This is a genomic window from Aeromonas sp. 2HA2 (assembly GCF_029237345.1).
Lineage (GTDB): Bacteria > Pseudomonadota > Gammaproteobacteria > Enterobacterales > Aeromonadaceae > Aeromonas > Aeromonas salmonicida.
In genome coordinates, this window is the sequence record NZ_JAACGB010000024.1 from 1 (window position 1) to 15,250 (window position 15,250).

Here is a 15,250-nt window from a genome sequence, read left to right on the forward strand (position 1 = left end):
GCCAGATTTGAACTGACGACCTTCGGGTTATGAGCCCGACGAGCTACCGAGCTGCTCCACCCCGCGTCCGAATTGTACTGCCTTATCACCGCGCACTACCGAGCAGAAGTAGTTCGCTGTCTTTACGCTCACCGCTTTGCATCAGCCTCGCCATGAGCACAAATAGTTGGTTGCGGGGGCCAGATTTGAACTGACGACCTTCGGGTTATGAGCCCGACGAGCTACCGAGCTGCTCCACCCCGCGTCCGAATTGTATTGCCTTTATCACCGCGTACTACCGAGCAGAAGTAGTTCGCTGTCTTTACGCTCACCGCGTGGCATCAGCCTCGCCATGAGCACAAATAGTTGGTTGCGGGGGCCAGATTTGAACTGACGACCTTCGGGTTATGAGCCCGACGAGCTACCGAGCTGCTCCACCCCGCGTCCATATTTTTCCGAATTGGCCGAGCAGTAGCCAGTTCGAATTATCTTTGTCTTCAATGCGTTAATCAGCGTTTTCGACTCTGATACCCAGATGGTTGCGGGGGCCGGATTTGAACCGACGACCTTCGGGTTATGAGCCCGACGAGCTACCGAGCTGCTCCACCCCGTCCACCCCGCGTCTGAGGTCGCCAATAATAGGCGCCAGCGCTCAGATTGCAAGTAAATATCCTAAAAAAACTTCATTCGAAGGTTAAAGCGGCACAAATTGAAGGAATTTGCAACAGGACGCTGTTTTTTCAGACAAGCAGGTTTGGGGCCAGCTTGGCGCACTACACTCAAAAGGCTTGTCACTCCTCTTTTTAGGTAGCCTTATCATGCGCATATCCGCCGGTCATTGCCGTCAATTGGGGGCCACACCCGAGAACGACGGCGTCAACTTTGCCATCTGGGCCCGCCTGGCCAGTCGGGTTGAACTGCTGCTCTTCACCCGTGCCGATGATGACACCCCTGAGGTGATAGTGCTCTCCCCCCGTCTCAACCGCACCGCCTACTACTGGCACATCCATATCGAAGGCATTCCACTGGGCCAGCGCTATGCCTATCGCATCCAGGGCCCCTGGCGTCCCTACTACGGTACCCGCTTCGATGCGGACAAGGTACTGCTGGACCCCTATGGTCGCAGCATTGAGCTGGGGCCGACCTACGACCGCTGGGCTGCGGCCCGTCCCGGCAGCAACCTGGCTGTGTGTGCCAAGAACCGGGTGGTGGATACCCGCGACTATGACTGGGAAGGGGACAAGCTCCCCGCTCACTCCCTCTCCCGCTCCGTGATCTACGAGCTGCATCTGGGGGGATTTACCAAGTCGCCGAGCTCGGGGGTGGAGCCTGCCCTGCGCGGCACCTATCTTGGCCTCATCGAGAAGATCCCCTATCTGCAATCCCTCGGCATCACAGCCGTCGAGCTGCTGCCGGTGTTCCAGTTCGATCCCCAGGATGCCCCCAAGGGGCTATCCAACTACTGGGGCTACAGCCCGATGTCGTTCTTTGCCCCCCATGCTCAATATGCCAGTGGCGGCGATCCGCTCACCGAGTTCAGGGACATGGTCAAGGCCCTGCACAGAGCCAATATCGAGGTGATCCTGGACGTGGTTTACAACCACACGGCCGAAGGGGGCGACGATGGCCCCATCTTCTCGTTTCGCGGTATAGACAACGAGGCTTACTACATCCTCGACAGCAATCAGAAGGACACCAACTATTCGGGCTGCGGCAATACCTTCAACGGTGCCCACCCAGTGGTTCTGCGCATGATCATGGACAGCCTACACTTCTGGCGCCAGGAGATGCACGTGGACGGCTTTCGATTCGATCTGGCCGCCATACTGTCGCGGGACGAGTCCGGCATGCCACAGGCCAATGCGCCGACCCTGCGCACCATAGACACGGATCCCCACATCGCCGACATCAAGCTCATCGCCGAGGCTTGGGATGCGGGTGGACTTTATCAGGTGGGCAGCCTGGCCGGCGCACGCTGGCGTGAGTGGAACGGCCAGTTCAGGGATGACGTGCGCCATTTTTTGCGCGGGGATGACAACGCCGTCACCCCCTTCGTGGAGCGACTGTGCGGCAGCCCGGATATCTATCACTATCACCACGCCGACCCGGAGAAGAGCATCAACTTCGTCACCTGTCATGACGGTTTCACCCTGTGGGACTGGGCCAGTTATGACCACAAGCACAACGAGGCCAACGGCGAGCAGAACCGGGACGGCTGCGATCACAACTTCAGCTGGAATCATGGCCATGAAGGGGTCACTGAGGATCCTCACGTCAATACGCTGCGCATACGCCAGGCCAAGAACATGATGGTGGCCACCCTGTTGTCGGTGGGCTCCCCCATGCTGCTGATGGGGGACGAGGTGCTGCGCACCCAGCACGGCAACAACAATGGTTACTGCCAGGACAACGAAGCCTGCTGGATGAACTGGCAAACCAGTACCATGGGACAGGAGATGTTCCGCTTCATGAAGGAGCTGATCCAGTATCGCAAGCACCTGTTCCAGCGACCGGAGCAGGAGAGCATGCCGCTGTCGCTGACCGAGATCCTGCGTCACAGCGAGATCTGCTGGCACGGTGTCAATGCCGCCCAGCCGGACTTCAGCCCCCACTCCCACGCCATCGCCATGTCGGCACTCTCCAGCGAAACCAAGCTGGCACTCTATGTGCTGTTCAATGCCTACTGGGAGCCGCTCACCTTCAATCTGCCAAGCCCCCCCAAGGGGGTGGGTGGCTACTGGCGCCGGATCCTGGATACCGCCCTGCCCTCACCCCACGACATCTGCACCTTCGGCATGCCGCTGGAGGGGCTGACCCGGGAATACCTGGCCCAGCCGCGCAGCAGTTGCCTCTTTATCTGCGGGGCGGATGACTTCTACTAGGCCCGGATTGCACTGTTGCGGCCATCAAAAAGCCCACCCTGAGTGACTCGGGGTGGGCTTTTCTATTCATGCAGTGCGGTACGCTATCAGGTCAGCTGGTGCAGCACGCTGGTCGCAGCTATCTGGGCAATGACGAGGCCGCACAGGGCGGTGGAGACCACAACGGGCGCCGTCTCTTTTTGCAGATAGATGGGACTGAACCAGAGCAACAAGGCTGCAATCAGCAAGATGGCCTGGGTCAACACACCGGGGATCAGGGCATCAAGCGCGGCACCATTGCCCTGCCAGCCCACCAGCACAGCCAGCCAGAGCAGGCTCAGCATGGCAGCCACCAGCCCCGCCAGTGGCAGCAACAGATTGAACGCCTGCAGACGGTGGCGGGCCCGCAGCAGCATCAGGTGCGCGAAGGCCGCCCCCAGCAAGGTCATCTGCAGCAGGCCGCTCAGCCAGCCCTGGATTTGCAGCAGGCCGACCCCATAGACCAGCAGCGGCATGGCAGGCAGCCAGAGCAGGGTGGACGGGATGGCACGCTTGCCCTCCAGCCGTGACTGGGCAAGGGACAGCACTATCCCCAGGATCAGGGCGGCGCCACCGCTCCAGACAAGCCAGCTCGCCACCTTGGCCTCCACCGCCAGCATCAGCGAGAGCCCAGTGATCACCCAGATGGAGAAAAGCTGGGCCGTGATCCGCGAGCGCTGGCCCGGGCAGAGATCACCGCGCCACAACACTATGCCGAGGGCAATGAGGGCCCCCAGCGCCATCAAACCTGTCAGGGGAAAAAGCCAAAAAGGGAGTTGGACGAACATGACGCCTCCAGCAGCAAAGATTCGGAATGCGCCTGTGGGGCGCCAGAGAAGGGGCCGAGTATACCCAAACCCATCCCTGTCCCCAATCTCTGCAAGCGCCTTGCGAGGGATTTGACGCTCAGCACCATCTGGATGACAAGGCGGGGCCACACTTGGCCGGCATCATTGGATGCCGGCCAGCACAGGCCATCAGCCCTGACCGCGCGCCAGTGCCACCACCTTGGCAAACATCTGCCGGATCACAGGCGGTATATGCTCGCCCCCCAGGCGCTCAGCCTCCTCCACCACCGCCAGCGCCATGCCAGGCTTGCTGCGATGATGAATGGCCTTGTTGATGATGCGCCCGGCATTGAGGGTCGAACGACCACCGACCCCGGCCTCGCGCCGAAACACAGCTTCGAAGCCGTTGTGATAGAGGTAGTGCTCGATATCAGCCGCCGGCAACTGGGTCAGCCGGTCTCGCTCCCGCTCCCCCTTGAGCAGCGCCCGGGCTGAGGTGGCGTATTTGATCCCCGCCTCGTCACCGTCGGTGAGCAGATGCCACTCGATGCCAAAGTCGCGCGCCACCTTGATGAGAGGCGACTGACCGCACTGGGCAAATTCAATGATGCGTACCCCTTCCGCCCGCAGGCTGTAACCGCAGATCTGGGCCAACTCGGAGAGCAGCCAAATCTCGGTCTCCCCCTCCACCAGCAGCCAGCAACGGGCAAACATCGACATGGGGCGGTTGATGCGCACATGAAAGGCAATCTTGCGCAGATCATCGCTGCTGTAACGCTCGCCCCCCAGCTGATGACAGACGATGTCCTGCTGGCGGCGCACCAGACGGCGCACCTGATTCAGAGGCAGGGAGGAGAGCAGGTCGCCCGAATTGGTGGTCAGCAGCTTCTGGCCCGGCAGGTGCTCCAGCAGACCCCAGGCCAGCGCCATCATGGTGGGGTGCAGGCGACTCTCGGGGTCTTCCAGGATCATGATGGGTCGCGCCCCCTGTTCCAGCTCGCGGTTGCCACGGGCGTTGAGCAGGGTGGCCGCCATGCCTGCCATCGCCAGTTGCAGCGCCCGGTTGTCGGCATTGCGCAGCAGCGTCTGCAGATTGCCGGGATTGCGCAGTGTCATGGGGCGATTGACGATGTCCCGCTGGCTGCGAGGCTTGTGCTTCATGGGGGCAAGGGCGTTGAAGTAGTGATCCATCAGCTGGCGCACGGCCTGCAGCGCCTCTTTCAGCTCAGCCTCACCGATGCGCTGGGGTTCGTCGATGAGCTTGTCGGCCAGCTGGCTCAACCGGTTCTGTGACAAATCCCCCCACTGCAACATCTCGACCCCGTTGCGTGCGGTGCGGGCATCCCGCAGCCGGAACACAGGGTTCATGGTGATCAGCAGGCAGACCAGTTCATGGGCATTGTCGATGGGCAGGCACTTGCCGATGCCGTCGAGAAAATCATGGGTGGTGAGCACGGAACCATCGGCCTGCAATTCGGCACTGGCTCGGTAGTGAATACGGTGGAATTTGTCTTTGTGCTTGACCCAGGAGGCGCCAAGACGGGCAAGGCGATGGGAGTGCAGACACATCTGGGGTCTGTGTTCACTGAAGGTGAGCACCAGTTGCAGATGACGGGCGGGTGCGAGCTCGGGATCTTCCGGTTGGTGAAAATCATCGCTGCTGAACTGATAGGGTTCGGCATCCTGCCCCAACAGACACCAGAGGGCGCGCAGCAGGCTGGATTTGCCCCAGGCGTTCTCACCGATGAGAACCGTGGTGTTATCCAGCCCGAGCGAGAGGCGATTTATCCCGCGAAAACCTTTGACTTCAATGCGTTCCAGAAACATGCAGCCATATCCAATCCATTCAGATGGCGCAATAGTGGCAAAGTTGCCGGAAAAAACCTATCGGGTCGTATCGATTTTCAGCGGGAACTGTGAGGCACTACGGGTTCGGGAGGGGTGGGAATACAGGTGCGATCTTGGGGAGCATTCCAGTGGCTGAACCAAAGGTGACGAGTACGGGTCTGGCGTTTGCGATAATTCAATGGGCATTCCTTTCAATGGGTAAGTGGCAGATGGTACACCTCTTTTGCCCAGAGTCTCAGCGTTATCTGTGACGAGAAGATGACAATTGTGTACGCCACTGGCCCGGTGTGAGGCCAAACGCCTCGCGAAAACGATTGCCAAAATGCGCCTGGGAGGAGAAACCGCACAGGATGGCGATGCTGGCCAGGGAGTCGGATCCTGCCAGCAACTGTTTGGCCCGTTTGAGCCGCAGCCCAAGCAGATAGCGATGAGGCGGGCAACCCAGACTCTGGCCAAACATACGGGCGAAGTGATATTCGCTGAGGCTCGCCTGCTGTGCCAGCTCAGCCAGGGTAACCGGCTCGGCCAGATGGGCTTGCAGGTACTCCTGCACCCGCCGGATCACCCCGGGTGCCAGGCCGCCACGCACCTCGGGCAGGCTCGGCGCCTCCCGTGTATGGTGGCGGTAGGCGTGCAGCATCAGCATCCAAGCGCCGTGGGAGAGCGCCATGCGATCGACGCCGTGCTGCCACTCCAGCTTCATCAGCTGTGTCTGTACCAGCACGGATGCCTGGGGGTCATCGATGAAAGTCTTGTCTTCCAGCAGCAGATGGCGCCCCTCCTTGTCGCAGACCTGCTCGGCGATGCGGGTGAGATGGGCCGGCGTGAAGTAGAGGTGGAAAAAGCGGAACTCTTCACGCACCAGCCACTCGGATCTGTGGTGATCCGGCATGATGCACACCTTGCCGGTGCCGCCATGGCCGCCGGGACCATCGAGGCGCTCAGTCTGCTCGCCCCCTTGCAAATAGACGCTCAGAGTATGGTGACCCGGCTTGTGATAGCGGGTCTGATCATAGCAGTTGCGCCAGCTGGCTACCCCAAGGCCCGGCTCCAGCCAGCAGGAGTCTTCCAGCCGCGCTCCCGTGCTGACCAGTGCATCGAATACGCCCGCCTGTCTTATCTGTTGCACCTTGCTGCCTCGCCCATCATGCCTTGCGGCCATCTTACCGCGCCGCTGGGCCAAACGCTGCGGCCCGGCTGAAATAACCGCAAGATGGTGCAAGCCAGTCGCTCCGGCCCGCCCCATGCTGTGGTTCATCTCATTCCCACTTCACCGGATGTGTTATGAATCTCCTGCTCTATCTTGCCACCGTCCTTATCTGGGGCAGCACCTGGATCGCCATCGCCTGGCAGCTCGGACCCATTCCCATCGAGGTGTCCGTGCTCTATCGCTTCCTGCTGGCGGCGCTTGCGCTGTTTGCCCTGCTCACCGTCAGCGGCCGCTTCCCCCGCCTGCCCTGGGCGGGCCAGCGCTACGCGGCCCTGCTCGGCGCCCTGCTCTTTTCCACCAACTTTCTCTGCTTCTATCATGCCACCCTCTACATACCGAGTGGCCTGTCGGCGGTGATCTTCGCCAGTGCCAGCATCTTCAACGGCCTCAATCTCTGGCTGTTCGAGGGCAAACGCCCAAACTTGCGCTGGCTGCAAGGATCCGTGCTGGGATTGTTTGGCACACTGTTGCTGTTCTGGCCCGTGCTGGCGGATGCGCAACTGGGTGCAAACGGCTGGAAGGGGTTGCTGCTGGCCTGTGGCGGCACCCTCTGCTTCTCGCTGGGCAACCTGGTCTCTGCCCGCGGCCAGCGTCACGGCTATCACGTGCTGCAACTGGTGCCCTGGGGCATGGTGTACGGGGTTATATTGCTGCTGGGCTGGGTCACCCTGCTCGGCCAATCCCTGACCATTCCGACCGACGGCCATTATTTGGCGGCCATGGTCTATCTCGCCCTGTTCGGCTCTGTCATCGCCTTCACTGCCTACCTCACGCTGGTGGGCAGGATTGGCGCCAGCAAGGCCTCCTACGCCACTGTGCTGTTCCCGCTGGTAGCGCTCACGCTCTCGACGCTTTATGAAGGGTTTGTCTGGCAGACGGTCTCAGTGGTGGGCGTTGTGATCAGTTTGCTCGGTAATCTGGTGATCTTCGCCCCACCCTTGCGGGAGTGGCGCTGGCGGCCTGCCAAGGCGGTGAACGACACTTGCTCCTGACGCCATCAGCCCCTAAGGTAACGCCATTCGATATACGGTGAGACACCAGGGGCCCTAATGTTACTGGAAGGATTGGAGACACTCAGTCTGCTGGCAAGCGAGGGCACCATGGCCAAGGTGGCCAGCCGCCTCTACATCAGCCAGTCGGCGGTGAGCAAGCGCATTGGTCAGCTGGAGCTGCGCCTTGGCAAGAAGCTGATCGAGCCGGATGGCCGCCAGATCCGGCTCACCCCCCAGGCGCGGGAGCTGCTCGACCGGGTGGCCCCGAGTCTCGCCGAGATGAAGGGGGTGCTGGCCGACAGCCTGACCCTCACCGATCTGACTCCCCTGCCGATCGCCTGCTCCGAAACCCTGCTGGCGGGCTACCTCGCCCGCTTCATGCACGACTATCTGGGCCGCGATCCCCATATTGCCCTCTCCACCCATCATACCCCCGTGATCCTGGCCCGGGTGCGCAGTGGCGACGCCCTGCTCGGCATCTGTGCCGGCCGCCTTCCTCCCGGCCATGGCCTGGGAGCCGAGCTATTGCTGGAGGAGCCCTTCTATCTGGTGGGGGACGATCAGCATGAGGCGCCTTCGGCAGATCAGCGCAAGATCCTGACTATGGATCTGGAGAACCCCTCCAACCGCTATCTGCGCGAGCCGCTGGCACAATTGGGGTTGGTGCCCGCCATGGAGCTGGACTCCTATCTGGCGCTGATAGAACTCGCCAAGGCAGGCATAGGTCCTGTGCTGCTGCCGGCAGGTCTGCTGGCACTGGTGGGAGAACAGGGGGAAACGGCTCGCCCCTTGCCTGGGCTGGGGCGCCCTTTGCATCTGGTCTATCGCCAGAGCAGTCTGAAGCGGGAACGCATTGCGCAGCTGGTGAGTGCGCTGCGCAGGCACTTTCATCATTTCAGCGGGCCGAGTCAATAAACCCGTGCAAGCAGTAGAGAGCACGGGTTGATAAGCAGATCTGCCGTCTCACTGGATCCAGGCAAACAGCTCGGGATACTGGCTCCACATCAATTTGGCTGACATCAGCACAGAGACGGTCACCAGCAGGGGCTTGATGAGCTTTACCCCTTTCTTCAGCACCAGTCTGGAGCCAACACGGGCACCGATAAACTGCCCCAGCGCCATGCAGAAACCAACGCTCCACACCACCTTGCCACCCAGGGCAAAAAACAGCAGGGAGGCAAGGTTGGAGGTTAAGTTCAGGAGCTTGGTGTGTGCTGTGGCCCGCGCCATGCCAAAACCCGCCAGCGCCACGAAGCCGATGGCAAAAAACGACCCTGTGCCCGGGCCGAAGAAGCCGTCATAAAAGCCCACTCCCCCCCCCACCAACAGTGCAAATACCATGGGGGTCAGGCGGCGTGCGCTCTCTGCATCGCTCACTCTGGGGGAGAAAAAGAAGTAGCAGGCAAACGCCATCAGCAGGAAGGGCAAGAGCCGTTCCAGAATGGCGGCGTCTATGGTCTGCACCGCCAGGGTGCCGATGGCGGCACCGATAAAGGTGCAGATCACCGCAGGCCAGATCATGGCCCACTCCAGCAGCCCCTTGCGGGCATAAAACCAGGTGGCGGAGAAGGAGCCAAAACTGCTCTGCAGTTTATTGGTGCCCAGTACCAGCGCCGGCGGCATGCCAGTCGCCAGCAGGGCAGGGACGGTCAAGAGGCCACCGCCGCCGGCAATGGCATCGATAAAGCCGGCAATCAGCGCCACCCCGAACAGGGCGAGCAGGGTAAACAGTTCCAATTCCATCCATAGACCTCGCGAGACAGGGTCGCCCGCAAAAGAGGGGCCCCTTGTTGAATTTGCTGTGTAAACAAGCCGGACAAGCTGACTTGGCCGCTATCCTAAAGGCCATGGGTTCATGAGGCTAACGAAACAGTGGCAGCCAATTGATTCCATATTTTCATCAGTCTTATTCATCTCGCCCAGTCCTCCCCTTCCCCGCCATCAGGCGGCGCTATCAGTCAGCGCCTCAGCCGGTACGCCGCCCTTGATCGCAGCCAACGCCTGTTGCAGCTGCACTTCATCCTCACCGGGCGCCCGGCTGACACGGCCCGCCATGTAGCGACGGCTGAACAGATTGAACCAGAGCTGCAACGCCTGTCCGGCTTGCAGCTGACCGGCCACCTCCAGCACACAGGCCGCCACTTCCGCGGTACAGAGGTGCTCATCACAATTGGCGACCCGCATGCCATAGGTGGATAGTGCATCCGGCTTGACCGCCAGCACGGGAAAACCATCCAGATAAGGGCTCATGTTGAACATCTTGCGTGCCTCGGGCCAGGTGCCATCCAGCAGGATGAAGAGCGGCTTCTTGCCGGGGGCGAGCATGACCTGTTCGGTCACTCGCGCCGGGTTTTTCTCGCACGCGGGGAACACCACATAGGGCTGCCAGACGGGATCGGCCAGCAGTGCCAGCAACTCAGGATGGGGCTGGGTGCGCTTCCAGAGAAAGGCCCAGGTGGTATCCGGCAGGACGTCGGCGATCAGGCGACCCGTGTTGGAGGGTTTCATGGGCTCGCTGTCATACATCAGCAGGCAGAAGCCGGCCTCGGCCTTGAGCTCTGGCCGCCATTCGCAGGCGCACCAGTCAGAGCGCAACTGACATGCCTCGCAGCGTGGCACAGTGCCACCACGGGCGAGAAAAGGACGGGTGGAGATGCTCTTGCGCCATACGCGCAGGCGATTGACGGCGTGATCTGGGATTGGCTTCATGGGGGCGCGGCTCTGGCGGTGCACGTTGCGGAAAAAAGGGGGCAGATTGTAACGAGCCGTCCGCCGCGCAGCAAGGCCCCCCATCCGGGGCAAGCCGGGGTGCCACGCCTCTCTATACTTGGTCGTCAACCCATGCGCCCACGCATGGGACACAGGAGGAAGACGATGGCAGAACAAGATATGGCAAGAGAACATGCCCTGGCGGAAGGCTCTGCCTTCACCTGGCACGAGCTCTATGTTCCGGACGCCGAGGCCGGGATCCGCTTTTACACGGAAGTGCTCGGCTGGGAGAGCCAGACCATGGCCATGGAGGGAGGCAACTACCCCATGCTGGTCGTCAATGGCAGACCTGTAGCCGGGGTACAGACGACCCGTGACAATCCCGATATGGCCGGTGTTCCGCCGCACTGGGCAACCTACATAGCGGTGGATGACGTGGACGCCAGGGTGGCCAAGGTCAGCCAGCATGGAGGATCCGTGGTGGTGCCGGCCCTGAATATCCCGGAAGTCGGGCGCATGGCCCTGATTGCCGATCCACAAGGGGCGCATATCTGGCTGTTCACCCCTGATCCCATGTGATCTGGACAAGCTGCAAACAACAGAGGGGCCCGCGGGCCCCTCTGTTGTTTTCGGCAAACCGTCAGGCGGACTTGCGCAGGATCTGCTCGAGGTAGTGAGCGAAGCTGTGGCCGTGATGCTCCAGCAGTTTCGGGAACATGGAGATGGAGGTCATGCCGGGGAAGGTATTGATCTCGTTCAGCAGGATCTCGCCCTCTTCCGTCAGGAAGAAGTCGATGCGAGACAGGTGGGTCAGTTTCAGTTGACGGAACGCCTTGAGGGCATACTCGTGAATTGCATCGGCCTGCGCCTGGGTCAGGCCTTCGGCCTTGAGGCTGGTCGCCGTGTGGCTGGCGCTGCTGTACTTCTCTTCATAGGTGTAGAACTTGTCCTGCGGCACGCAGATCTCGCCAGGATAAGTGGCAATCAGCTCGTCACCGTACTGGTAGACAGCCACTTCCAGCTCGCGGGGCTTGACCGCTTTTTCGATCAACACCTGCTCGGAGTAACCGAAGGCATCCTTGATGCCCTCCAGCAGATCGGTTTCGTTGCTGGCGGAGTAGCAGCCCACGGAAGAGCCCTGGGAGGCGGCCTTGATGAAGACCTTGCCCCACTTGGCCAAGGCGGCTTTTGCCTCGGTCAGGGCGGCGTCGTTCTGTTCGGTCAGGAACAGATAGGGGGTGTTGGGAATGCCGATGGCGGAGAGCCACAGCTTGGTGCTGATCTTGTTGAAGCAGATCTTGCTCGCCTCGGCATCGCAACCGAGATAAGGCAGGCCCGCCAGCTCGAGGAAGGATTGCAGATCGCCGGTCTCACCCGGATAGCCGTGGATGCAGGGCACCACGTAGTCCACCGGACGGGCCACGCTGTCAAACGAGAGCAGCTTGTCCAGCCCCAGCTTGCACTCGCGGCCGTCGGCAGAGAGCCAGCGGTCGGCGAACATCTCGACCCGGGTCACTTCGACACCGGGCACCAAACCGAGTTGTTGCTCAAGGAAATTGGCGCTGCGCAGAGAGACTTCGTGTTCTGAGCCACCGCCGCCGCACAGCAGCAAGACATGCATGTTCTTCATTAGATGTGATCCCTTGGGAGAAGCGGCTTCGTCATGACAATGTGATAATCCAACTGCACTAAAAATGGACGAAGCCAGATACGAACATAAGTGCGAGCCAGTGTAGCAAGGGAAATCAAGCCTTGTCAGCTGATGGGGGCACCATCAGGCAGCCGCGGCCCGTAAAAATCCCCTCTTGTGTCAAAAACGGGACGAAAAGGGCTCAGCGCGGCGGATCCACGCGCCCCATGCCGTTGCCATTGACCCGAAACCAGCCGGCTATGCTGTAACGCTCACGATTGGCGGGCAGTACCTCGTGGGGGAACTCCTCCGACAGGAACAATACCAGCCGCCCTCCCTTGGGAGAGACATCCATCAAGAGCTGCTCGTCGTTGTCATAGACCCTGAGCACGCCACCCGCCTCAGGTTGCCAGTCGTTGTTGAGATAGAAGACAGAGGTGAGACGACGGTTGGAGCGACCAGCGAAAGCATCGCGATGGGTGGCATAGAAGTCCCCGCTGCGATAACGGGCAAAGTGGGCCTCGTAATCGAACAGCCCCAGCATCAGCATGCGGTTGGCGGCGAGGCGCAGGGACTCCATGCGACCGAGATAGTCCGCCACTGGCGCGCCAAGGGAAGGCTCCAGCCAGTGGATCTGATCACGGCGAATATCGGGATTGCCCTGATGCAGACTTTCCCGCCCAATCCCGGCCGGATGCCACGCATGGGGCAGACAGGCTTTGAGGGCATCCACCTCAACGGCGGTTAAAAAGTCATCCACAATCACCCATCCCCGGGTGTAAATGGCATCCATGACGGCTTGATAGTCCAAGATTGGCTCGCAATTAGTGGAGAGAGGGCGCTTTTTAGCGACTTCCTGGCCTGAGCACAAACCAGTTTGCTTCTCCTGAGAAGTCCCACCATCAATACGCTATCCCGCCACAGAAGGCGCCCTTTATCGTACCGGCCTCGCCGCCCTGTGATCTGGCTCGACAAAAGGATGCATGAGGGGAGGCAAACCCGGCACTTGCTGCTTGCCTCGGGATCCCGGGCCCGTTAACGTGCATAACCACTGCCCTGAATGGGCCCCATCCTCTCTGGAGTGCACCATGTCTCTGCCCGATCTTCCCCTGCAACGTCTCGATGGTACCGAGTTCTCTCTCACCGCCCTGCAAGGTCAGGTCATTCTGGTGGTCAACGTGGCCAGCCGCTGTGGTTTTACCCCCCAATACACGGGGCTGGAGGCACTCTATCAGCAGCTGGGACCCAAAGGGCTGGTGATCTTGGGCTTCCCCTGCGATCAGTTTGGCCATCAGGAGCCAGGGGATGCGGACGAAATCGCCCGCTTCTGCTCGCTGGATTATCCGGTCAGCTTCCCCATCATGGCCAAGTGCGAAGTCAACGGCGAGCACACCCACCCCTTCTATCGCTGGCTTAAACAGCAAAAACCCGGATTGCTGGGGCTGGAAAACGTCAAATGGAACTTCACCAAGTTCCTCATCAACCGCGACGGCGAGGTGGTGGAACGCTTCGCCCCCCAGACCAAGCCAGAGAGCCTGCTGGACGAGATAAACGCACTGCTCTGAGCCTAGCCAGCAGGTTGATGCGGGACCAGACTCACGCAGCGGCCCGGGCAAGTGACACGGCTGCTGCGTGCAGGCCGCACATCTGCTATATTACGCCCCCATTATCTTTTCTATGTCGTGGCTGGCTGCCCAGGTGGTCCGCTGCGTCTTATGTTGTGACAGGCCAGGCGTCAGCGCCTGTCTGTCACTCGTTGAGCCCAAGGCTCACCTCAGGAGTCTCTCTCGAACATGTCATTTAACGAACTGGGTCTGTCACCGCACATTCTGCGGGCCGTCAAGGAATTGGGTTACGAACAGCCAACCCCCATCCAGCAGCAAGCCATTCCGGCTGTGCTGGCAGGCCAGGATGTGCTGGGCAGCGCCCAGACAGGCACAGGTAAAACGGCCGGTTTCACCCTGCCCATGTTGCACCGTCTGATGGCCAACCATGGCCGTGGTGGCCGTCGTCAGGTACGCGCCCTGGTGCTGACCCCGACCCGTGAACTGGCCGCCCAGGTGGGCGAAAGCATCATCAAGTACGCCCATCACCTGCCGTTTCGCACCCTGATCGCCTACGGCGGCGTCAGCATCAAGCCCAACCTGGAGGCCATCAAGCTCGGCGTCGACATCCTGGTCGCGACCCCGGGCCGCCTGCTGGATCTGCTGACCCAGCGCGCCCTCACCCTGACCGAGCTGGAAGTGCTGGTGCTGGATGAGGCGGATCGCATGCTCGACATGGGCTTCATCACCGACATTCGCCGCATCATGAAGGCGCTGCCGGAAGAGCGGCAGACCCTGCTGTTCTCCGCCACCTTCTCCAACGAGATCAAGGAGCTGGCCGACGATCTGCTGAAGAGCCCGACCCTGATCGAGGTGAGCCCGAGCAACAGCACGGCCGAGCAGGTCAACCAGCGCATCATCAAGGTCGACCGCGAGCGCAAGCGCGAGCTGCTCTCCCACATGATCGGCCGCAACAACTGGCAACGGGTGCTGGTGTTCGTGCGCACCAAGCAGATCGCCGACCGTCTCGCCCACCAGATGGAAAAAGACGGCCTCAATACCGTCGCCATCCACGGTGACAAGAGCCAGGGTGCCCGCAACCGGGCGCTGGCGGATTTTCGGGAAGGCAAGGTACGGGTGCTGGTCGCCACCGACATCGCCGCCCGTGGTCTCGATATCGATCAGCTGCCCCATGTGATCAACTTCGAGCTGCCGCAGGTGGCCGAGGATTATATCCACCGCATCGGCCGTACCGGCCGTGCCGGTCGTGGCGGTGAAGCCATCTCCCTGGTCAGCCAGGATGAACAGGATCAACTCAAGGCCATCGAGTCCCTGATCGGCCTCAGCATACCGAGTGAGATCCTGGCCGGTTATGAGCCGAGCGGCAAACCGACTCGCCAGACCCTGCCGGGTAGCAAGCCGGTACAAAACCCGCCGCGGGATCGCGGCCATGCCAACGCCAAGCACAATGCCAAGGCGCCCGCCAAAGGCAGGGGCAAGCCCAAAGCCGATGGCAGCAAGCAACCAGCGTCGGCGCGCCAGAAGGATCGCGGTGGCGTAGACGCAGGGCTCACCCCGATGCGCCGCCTGCCCCGGGCCCAGCGCGACAGCTATCAGGACAACTCCAACGAGGAGTAAGGCCGGACATGA

13 protein-coding genes and 3 tRNA genes are annotated in these 15,250 nt (G+C 61.1%); 6 read left to right on the top strand and 10 right to left on the bottom strand.

What is annotated here, in order from left to right:
- Positions 1 to 167: 167 nt before the first annotated feature.
- The 3 genes from GWQ29_RS20785 to GWQ29_RS20795 form a co-directional block, all read right to left on the bottom strand.
- Positions 168 to 244, bottom strand: a tRNA-Met gene (locus GWQ29_RS20785).
- 102 nt (positions 245 to 346) lie between these two features.
- Positions 347 to 423 (bottom strand) — tRNA-Met (locus tag GWQ29_RS20790).
- 92 nt (positions 424 to 515) lie between these two features.
- A tRNA-Met gene (locus GWQ29_RS20795) sits at positions 516 to 601 on the bottom strand.
- Positions 602 to 797: 196 nt separating this feature from the next.
- Between GWQ29_RS20795 and glgX the strand changes: the two genes are divergently transcribed.
- Positions 798 to 2,861 carry a glycogen debranching protein GlgX gene (gene glgX, locus GWQ29_RS20800; RefSeq protein ID WP_275920232.1) on the top strand — a complete coding sequence of 688 codons (2,064 nt, stop codon included), beginning with the start codon at positions 798 to 800 and terminating at the stop codon, positions 2,859 to 2,861.
- A gap of 86 nt (positions 2,862 to 2,947) precedes the next feature.
- Here glgX and GWQ29_RS20805 read toward each other — a convergent pair whose 3' ends face one another.
- The 3 genes from GWQ29_RS20805 to GWQ29_RS20815 all read right to left on the bottom strand — a co-directional run bounded on the left by GWQ29_RS20805 (position 2,948) and on the right by GWQ29_RS20815 (position 6,644).
- Positions 2,948 to 3,667, bottom strand: a complete 720-nt coding sequence (locus GWQ29_RS20805) for a hypothetical protein (RefSeq protein ID WP_017412051.1) — start codon at positions 3,665 to 3,667, stop codon at positions 2,948 to 2,950.
- A 189-nt stretch (positions 3,668 to 3,856) separates the two neighbouring features.
- A complete protein-coding gene (locus GWQ29_RS20810) occupies positions 3,857 to 5,494 on the bottom strand; it encodes an ATP-dependent endonuclease (RefSeq protein ID WP_275920233.1) in 1,638 nt (545 codons plus the stop codon).
- 262 nt (positions 5,495 to 5,756) lie between these two features.
- A complete protein-coding gene (locus GWQ29_RS20815) occupies positions 5,757 to 6,644 on the bottom strand; it encodes a helix-turn-helix domain-containing protein (RefSeq protein ID WP_265463311.1) in 888 nt (295 codons plus the stop codon).
- A 155-nt stretch (positions 6,645 to 6,799) separates the two neighbouring features.
- Between GWQ29_RS20815 and GWQ29_RS20820 the strand changes: the two genes are divergently transcribed.
- Together GWQ29_RS20820 and GWQ29_RS20825 are read left to right on the top strand one after the other, a co-directional pair.
- Positions 6,800 to 7,717 (top strand): EamA family transporter, encoded by a 918-nt coding sequence (locus GWQ29_RS20820; protein WP_275920234.1) that lies wholly within the window; start codon positions 6,800 to 6,802, stop codon positions 7,715 to 7,717.
- Positions 7,718 to 7,774: 57 nt separating this feature from the next.
- On the top strand, positions 7,775 to 8,632 hold the full coding sequence (locus tag GWQ29_RS20825) for a LysR family transcriptional regulator (protein WP_099993096.1): 858 nt from the start codon (positions 7,775 to 7,777) through the stop codon (positions 8,630 to 8,632).
- 48 nt (positions 8,633 to 8,680) lie between these two features.
- Here the strand turns inward: GWQ29_RS20825 and GWQ29_RS20830 are convergent, their stop codons facing one another.
- Together GWQ29_RS20830 and GWQ29_RS20835 are read right to left on the bottom strand one after the other, a co-directional pair.
- Positions 8,681 to 9,460 (bottom strand): TSUP family transporter, encoded by a 780-nt coding sequence (locus tag GWQ29_RS20830; RefSeq protein WP_005311090.1) that lies wholly within the window; start codon positions 9,458 to 9,460, stop codon positions 8,681 to 8,683.
- Between the two features lie 198 nt (positions 9,461 to 9,658).
- Complete coding sequence (locus tag GWQ29_RS20835; RefSeq protein WP_265422829.1) at positions 9,659 to 10,426, bottom strand: tRNA-uridine aminocarboxypropyltransferase; 768 nt, start codon at positions 10,424 to 10,426, stop codon at positions 9,659 to 9,661.
- Between the two features lie 165 nt (positions 10,427 to 10,591).
- Between GWQ29_RS20835 and GWQ29_RS20840 the strand changes: the two genes are divergently transcribed.
- A complete protein-coding gene (locus GWQ29_RS20840; protein WP_099993092.1) occupies positions 10,592 to 11,005 on the top strand; it encodes a VOC family protein in 414 nt (137 codons plus the stop codon).
- 61 nt (positions 11,006 to 11,066) lie between these two features.
- On the opposite strand, the gene GWQ29_RS20845 is transcribed toward GWQ29_RS20840, so the two are convergent.
- On the bottom strand, positions 11,067 to 12,056 hold the full coding sequence (locus GWQ29_RS20845) for a D-alanine--D-alanine ligase (protein ID WP_275908854.1): 990 nt from the start codon (positions 12,054 to 12,056) through the stop codon (positions 11,067 to 11,069).
- A 202-nt stretch (positions 12,057 to 12,258) separates the two neighbouring features.
- The gene (locus tag GWQ29_RS20850; RefSeq protein ID WP_034523454.1) at positions 12,259 to 12,867 is read right to left on the bottom strand and encodes a 2OG-Fe(II) oxygenase; all 609 of its coding nucleotides are present in this window, start codon (positions 12,865 to 12,867) and stop codon (positions 12,259 to 12,261) included.
- Between the two features lie 277 nt (positions 12,868 to 13,144).
- Here GWQ29_RS20850 and GWQ29_RS20855 point away from each other — a divergent pair, with 277 nt between their 5' ends.
- Entirely contained in the window at positions 13,145 to 13,621 is a 477-nt protein-coding gene (locus tag GWQ29_RS20855; protein WP_275920235.1) for a glutathione peroxidase, read from the top strand.
- A gap of 228 nt (positions 13,622 to 13,849) precedes the next feature.
- Positions 13,850 to 15,238 (top strand): DEAD/DEAH box helicase, encoded by a 1,389-nt coding sequence (locus GWQ29_RS20860; protein WP_275920236.1) that lies wholly within the window; start codon positions 13,850 to 13,852, stop codon positions 15,236 to 15,238.
- The last annotated feature ends 12 nt before the right edge of the window (positions 15,239 to 15,250 follow it).